The sequence below is a fragment of the Micrococcus sp. HSID17227 genome (assembly GCF_003989405.1).
Lineage (GTDB): Bacteria > Actinomycetota > Actinomycetes > Actinomycetales > Micrococcaceae > Micrococcus > Micrococcus luteus.
Map to the genome: position 1 here is coordinate 1 of NZ_RBLN01000363.1, position 1725 is coordinate 1725.

3 protein-coding genes are annotated in these 1725 nt (G+C 76.0%); 1 reads left to right on the forward strand and 2 read right to left on the reverse strand.

Annotation, left to right across the window (positions count from 1 at the left end):
• A partial coding sequence (locus D8M29_RS11825; RefSeq protein WP_148111611.1) for an FAD-dependent oxidoreductase occupies positions 1-304 on the reverse strand: 304 nt, incomplete at its 3' end.
• A gap of 74 nt (positions 305-378) precedes the next feature.
• Here D8M29_RS11825 and D8M29_RS11830 point away from each other — a divergent pair.
• On the forward strand, positions 379-1146 hold the full coding sequence (locus D8M29_RS11830) for a sulfite exporter TauE/SafE family protein (protein WP_036334454.1): 768 nt from the start codon (positions 379-381) through the stop codon (positions 1144-1146).
• A gap of 21 nt (positions 1147-1167) precedes the next feature.
• Here D8M29_RS11830 and D8M29_RS11835 read toward each other — a convergent pair.
• A partial coding sequence (locus D8M29_RS11835; RefSeq protein ID WP_127446007.1) for a TRCF domain-containing protein occupies positions 1168-1725 on the reverse strand: 558 nt, incomplete at its 5' end.

Sequence of the window (1725 nt, forward strand, 5' to 3'; positions counted from 1 at the left end):
CCGGCTCCTCGCCGACCCGCAGCGTCCGCGCGGCGAGGTTCGCGCCGGTGACGGTGGTGCCGCGGCGCAGCTCGACGCCGTCCGGCAGCTCCTCCCCGGCGATCGGCGTGCCCTCGGGGGCCGCCATGCCGCGCAGCAGCTCCTTGGACAGCGGCGGACGCTCATAGGGGTGGTCCACGTCCGAGGTGAGCATGAGGACGGGGCCGGGTCCCCCGGCGTCGAGGTAGGCGCGGGCGGCGCTGGCGCCGGCGGGGCCGCTGCCCACGATCACGAGCGGGTACGGGGTGGAGCTGTGCTGGGCCATACGGCCAGCATGCGCACCCGTCACGGGCGGGCGCCAGGGCCGACGGGCACCCCCGGCTCCGGCATACTGCCCGCATGGACCCCTCCCTGGTGTGGCTGCCGGCCGTCGTCGCGCTGGCCGCGATCACCCTGGGCGGCACGCTCCAGCGGGTGAGCGGAATGGGTGTGGGCATGATCGCCGCACCCACGCTGTCCCTGCTCCTGGGCCCGGTGGCGGGGGTGACGCTGTCCAACGTGGCCGCCTCGGTGTCCGCGGTGCTGCTGTTCGCGATGCTGCACCGGCATGTGGACTGGCCGCGCTTCGTCCGCCTCGCGCCGTTGCTCGTGACCGGCTCGTTCGCGGGGGCGTGGGCCGTGCGGGTCCTGGACGCCCACGCACTCGAGATCCTCCTGGGGTCCTCCGTGCTGGTGGCCGTGGCCGCCGTCCTGGGCCTGCAGCAGCGCTTCACCGCCCAGGGGGACGGGGCCGTGTTCGCCTCCGGCGCCGTCGCCGGGTTCATGAACACCACCGCGGGCATCGCCGGGCCGGCGCTCGCGGTCTACGCGGTGGCGAGCCGGTGGGACCAGCGCTCGTGGGCGGCCACCCTCCAGCCCGTGTTTCTGCTGGCCAATCTCACCTCGCTGGTCACGAAGTCGCTGTTCGGAGCGGCCGTGCCCGCGGGGCTGCACGTGCCGTGGCCGGTGTGGGTCGCCGTGGTGGCGGGCGGTCCGCTGGGTGTGCTGCTCGGTTCGGCGGTGGCCCGCCGGGTGGACCCCGCGAAGGCGCGCGTCCTCGCGATCTGCCTGGCCGGCGTCGGGGGCACGGTGGCGCTGGTGCGCGGTGTGGCCGGCACCCTGGGCTGAGGCGGGGCCGGCGCGCAGGCGTCAGGGCAGGAGGGAGCGCACGGCCGCGGCCAGCGTGTCCCGCACGTCGTCCACCGTCAGGTCCTCCGGGGCCAGGTGCCGCTCGACCGACAGCGTGTGCACGAGCATCACGAGCATGGCCGCAGTGTGCGTGACCTGCTCGTCCGGGACGTCGGCCAGCACGCGGTGCTCGCGCAGCAGGCCGGCCAGGAAGTCCCGCCGCCGGACGGTCAGCGTCCGGTAGGCTCTCCCCACGGCGGGCTCGCGCAGGCCCACGGCCTGGAACTCGTGGAGGAGCAGGGGCCAGGAGCCCGTGGTCTCGAGCACGACGTCGGCCAGGGCCTCCGCCACGCGGGCCACCAGGTCCTCGCGCGGCAGGTCGGGGTCGTCCAGGGCGTCGGCGACGCCGTCCATGGCTCGGGTGGTCGCCCGCTCGAACTGGACGGTGCAGGCCTCGGTGACGCCCGCGGCCCGCGCCCGGTTGCGGAACCGGGCGACGGCGACGAGCGCCTCCACCGGCTCCGGCAGCGGGCCGTAGCGGTCCTTGAGCTCCTCCACCACGGCGTCCACGGCGGCGTC

Excerpts from the sequence above, each read along its gene's own strand:
- D8M29_RS11830 (WP_036334454.1), top strand. The coding sequence starts at position 379 with ATGGACCCCTCCCTGGTGTGGCTGCCGGCCGTCGTCGCGCTGGCCGCG.